Genomic DNA, 4,685 nt, shown 5'->3' with positions numbered 1-4,685 from the left:
ACCCACCCCGGCCCTCTCCGCCGGATCAGCTCACCTGTCCTCTCCTTTCCGCACCGCGCGGTGACCACGGCCCGTACTGACCAGCTGTATGCGCAGGGCTCGGTCGACTTCATCGCCGCCCCGCCTGGATCCCGCTGGACGCAACTGGTAGCCGACCCACCTCACCCGACAAGCCGCGCGGACACTCCGCCAAGGGTCCCAGCGCCGCGCCCCGTGGGCAGGCCGAGGGACACCTGGTTGGGGCATAGGCGGTACTGGACTCTTGGGGGACGCCTCTGCGGCAGGAAGACCGCCACAGGGTCGGCGCCACGCTGCTTCCTGGGCGGCGCCCCTGGGCCGGATCGACGGTCACCCACACCGGCCTTCCTGGCCAGCGCCTCTGCGCGCTACCGGCGCCGTGTTCACTGGTCGGCGCCCCTGGGCCGGATCGGCCCTTACCCGCAGGTAAGGTCAGGTCACGTGAGTGACCCCTTGGCTGTCATCGCCCAGTTCCCCGGCGTCGCGGAGGCGGTGGACGAAGCCCGGCAGGCCGTCGACCGGCTGTACCGTCACCGCGTCCTGCGCCGGGCCAGCCCCGCGGTCTCGACGGAATCCTCTCTGCGCGGCGCCCGAGCCTCGGCCGCCATCGAGGGCGTGGACGTACCCCTCGACGCTCTGCGCAGGGACGAGATCCACGACCCCGTCGTCCAGGGGGCGCTGCGCGCGTCAGCGGAGATGGGACGGATGGGCCCGACCTGGCGCCAGGCGCCGAGGCAGGTGCTGGCCAGGCTGCACGCCGTGGCGGCGGCCGGCCTCGCCCCGGAGGCCGAGCTGGGCCGCCCCCGTGTCTCCGACGACGCCCCCGACCCGCACGGCCTGGGCCCAGCCCCCGTGGCAGCCGACACGTCCGCACGCATGGAAAGCCTGTTCGGCCTGCTGGAACGGCCGACGAAGGCGCCCGCGATCATCCTGTCCGCCGTGGTGCACGCCGAGCTGGCGGTACTGCGCCCGTTCGGCACGGCCGACGGCGTCGTGGCGCGCTCGGCCGGTCGGCTGACTCTGGTCGAGTACGGGCTCGATCCGAAGTCGCTGGTGGCGGTGGAGGTGGGCCATCAGGAGCTGCCGTACGCGGAGGCGCTGCGGGCTTACCTGAGCGGCAGCCCCGAGGGGGTGGCGCAGTGGATACAACACTGTGCCTCCGCGATAACCCTCGGCGTACGCGAAACCACGGCGATCTGCGAGGCCATGCAGAGAGGCTGACCGCTCTGCGTGGCCCCTTCTGCTTCGGGCCCTTGGGTCGCGTCCGTCACGCCACCCGCCAGAAGACGCTCGACCACCGCGCGGCCAGGCCCCGAAACCGCCACGACTCCACAGGGACCACCCCAGGCGGAGTAGGCGACGTCGTGGGCCCAGCCCATGATCTGCGCGGCCTGCAGCGATGGCGCAATGATGCGCCGAAGGCAGGTTGGCTTGACCCCTCCGGCACGCTCTCGCCGGGCCGCAAGCGCCGAGCACCACTTCGGCGGGGCCGTACCCAGAGGTCGTGTTGACCATGGTGACTGTGCAGAGCAATGGACGCCGACGGATCCACCCCGCTCTCCCACCTCGGCCTCACGCAGCGCCGCAGCGTCCGGCCCGCAGCATCCGGCCCGACGCGGCCCGGACCCACGCCATAACGCGGACACCTGCGGCAACGCGGCAGCTCGGGGCCTGTAGTGGCGCGGCGGTTCAGCGTCTTCCGAGCCGTACTCACCGAGGACTTCGGCGACGCGCTCGTCCGGGACCTCAGCAGACCGGCCGCCGCAACGTGCGGTGACGCGCTGCCCGGGACCTCAGCGGACCGGCTGCGACAACTGCGGTGACGCGCCGTCCGGGACCTCCGTAGACCAACGCCGCAAAGGTGCAGTGACGCCCCAGCTCGCGGCCGTGTGGCGGCGTGATAGTGCGGGACCCCTCATGGTCCCGGAGCTGCCAAGTTTTGCCGTCGACCCGGCGGACAGCGCCACCGCTGGGATTGCGGACCGTGCCCCTATTCGTGCACCCCGCGAGCCTTCAGTCGTGCCACGCCCGAACTGCTCATGATCCAAGCCCTGCCACGGCCTGGACCTCGCTTCATCTGGTGCCACGGGCTGGACCTCGCATGACGTGAGCCCTGCTACGGCCCGGAGCCGGCATAGCCTGGGGCCCTCCCACGAACGGCCCCGACCCCGGCGTGATCTGGGGCCCTGCCAAGATCTTGACCTCGCATGACCCGGAGCTCAGCCACAGCTAGGAGCTCCATAACCTGGGCCGCCGCCGTTCGGACCATGACTTCCCGGGCCGTGCCGCCATTCGGACCCTTCGCGATCCGAGCCCTCCCGGGCCTCATCACAGGCTGGCAATCCGGACATTTCCCGACATAGCTGACGGCGTCTCAATCCTGAGACGCCGCCGCCTTGCGCACCACGCCGGGTTACCAAGCGTGCAACAGTATCCGTCGGACCGGGTCAAGCCCGTCTCGACGCGCCTCCCGCGGCTGGTCGCGCGTGGGTACCCGACTGATGCACCCGGACCTGTGTCCGTATCTACTTTCTACGTCCGATCCGCCCTGATGGGAACCCCTAGGGCCAAGACCTTTACCGGAGTGTGTACCGGGTTGCCGAGCTTTATGGCGATCAGGAACGAGCAGCCGTCAACCCCCGATGGCCGCCGATCACGCACAGTGATCGGCTTTATGTGATCGTTATGAGTCCACGAAAAAACTTGGCGGAAAAGCGAGATTGCTCCTCGACGTAACTCGAGTCGATCGGGCAGCATACGTTGGTATCGCCCGAAACTGGAGCGACGCGCACGGGATTGCTTTGCAACTCCCTTGCCAGGTTCCGGTTCAGTGATGAAAGCTTTCTTCTAAACGGGACCGGCTCTACCCCCCCGGAGCCGGACCGACAGGCGACCCCCGCTCTCCCCCCCGGCGGGGGTCGCCTCTTTTCCGGGACAAGCCTGCCTCCACCGCGCGGCCCCTCCACCTTCGTTCGCCACTGCGAACCACGACGGCCACGCCCCTGCCCCTCACCGCAGCAGAGAACGCGCTCCGGGTCCTGGCCTACCCCAACAGCATCACCATCCGCCGACGGACAGGTCGTGCAGAGGACGCCGGTCACGGTCAGCGCCCGACCGGCAAGGCACACGAACCAGGGGGAGCCGCAGCCTCCGCCCCAACCCGCACCCCTTGGGCGCCTGGTGAGGCTCGAACCAGGACCTTCCAGTCTGTAGCACTTGGACCTGTGCACCCGGCACCATGTCATGCCGGCCTGTGCACCCGGGGGGCCATGGCATCCCGGGCCTGTGCACTCCCGACCATGCGGATCTGTGCGCCCCGGACCATGACATCTCGACCTGTGTGTCCCGGGCCTCTGCGTCCCGTCCCCGGGCGCTTCAGTTGCGGGCCGGAGGTCGGGCCAGCAGCCACGGTCGAGGACTGCGAGCCATCAGGACCAGTCACAGGCACGAGCGGTGCAGATGCGAAGGCCCGTGCCATCCGCCATCCACAGCCCTGGACCCCTACGCACCAGTTATCCACAGAACCCGTTCCAGCCCCTCGCCGCCACGACCGCCTCCGGCAAGGTGGGCCACCCAACACCCACCCACGCCGTGAGAGGCCGATCCCCATGCATCGCCCATTGGTCATCACCGAGGACCACGCCCTGCTGGACGACCTGGTCCGCATAGCCGCCGCGGCCGGCGCGCAGCTCGACGTGGCCCACGTCCCCGCGCACGCCCGGCCGTACTGGAACCTCGCCCCGCTCGTCGCGGTGGGAGCCGACCAGGCGGACTCGGTGGCAGCAGCCGCGCCACCCGCCCGCGAGCAGGTCGTCCTCGTCACCCGTGAGCCCGACGACCCCGACACCTGGCGCAAGTGCGTAGCCGTGGGAGCCCAGACCGTCGTGTCCCTGCCGAGCGACGAGCGCCACCTCGTGGAGCGCTTCGCCGACGCCATGGAGCCCGACCCCCGCTCCGGATCCGTGATCTGCGTGATCGGCGGCCGGGGCGGCGCGGGCGCGAGCGTGCTGGCGGCCTGTCTCGCCCTGAGGGCTTCAGCCGACCACCTCCGTACGCTTCTCGTCGACGCCGACCCGCTGGGCGGCGGCATAGACGCGTTGCTGGGCCACGAGGAGGCCTCAGGAGCCCGCTGGGGCGACCTGGTGGCCAGGGAAGGCAGGATCAGCTCCAGCGCGCTCCAGGCGGCGCTTCCGGCGTTCGGAGATCTGGCGGTCCTGTCCTTCCACAGAGGCGATGTGGCCCCGATCCCCGCCCAAGCCATGCGTTCCGTCCTCGAAGCAGGATCCCGGGGCTTCGACCTGGTGGTCGTCGACCTTCCCCGCCATCTCGACCCAGCCGCGACTGAGGCCCTGACGAGGGCGAAGACCACGCTCGTGGTGGCGACGGCCGACATCAGAGGCATCCTTTCCGCCTCTCAGGTCCTCTCCGAGACCCGCAAGCACACCGCCGACATCCGCGCGATCCTTCGTCCCGGCGTTCTCGACGAGGAAGTCGTGGTGTCCTCACTCGGTGTCCCACCGGCCGGCAACCTCCCCGACCAGCCGAGACTCACCGCCACCCTCAACCGAGGCGAGCTTCCGAGACTGGGCCCCCGCACCGTGCTCGGCAACCTGTGCACATCCCTCCTCCAAGACCTCCTCCCAGCCACATGACCCCCACCCAGCCAC

The 4,685-nt window shown here is 70.1% G+C and carries 2 protein-coding genes; both read left to right on the top strand.

Features of this window, described 5'->3' with window-relative positions; genetic code table 11:
• Positions 1-459 precede the first annotated feature (459 nt).
• Positions 460-1,239, top strand: coding sequence for a Fic family protein (locus tag C1J01_RS46340; protein WP_181449343.1), 780 nt, complete (start codon positions 460-462; stop codon positions 1,237-1,239).
• Positions 1,240-3,626: 2,387 nt separating this feature from the next.
• Positions 3,627-4,670 (top strand): septum site-determining protein Ssd, encoded by a 1,044-nt coding sequence (gene ssd, locus C1J01_RS46335; RefSeq protein ID WP_111185361.1) that lies wholly within the window; start codon positions 3,627-3,629, stop codon positions 4,668-4,670.
• The last annotated feature ends 15 nt before the right edge of the window (positions 4,671-4,685 follow it).

It is taken from the genome of Nonomuraea aridisoli (genome assembly GCF_003236395.1).
Lineage (GTDB): Bacteria > Actinomycetota > Actinomycetes > Streptosporangiales > Streptosporangiaceae > Nonomuraea > Nonomuraea aridisoli.
Note: the sequence above shows the minus strand (reverse complement) of the source record. Positions and strands in the feature narration are given on the sequence as shown.

Coding starts and splice junctions, on each gene's coding strand:
- ssd (WP_111185361.1), top strand. CDS start 3,627: ATGCATCGCCCATTGGTCATCACCGAGGACCACGCCCTGCTGGACGAC.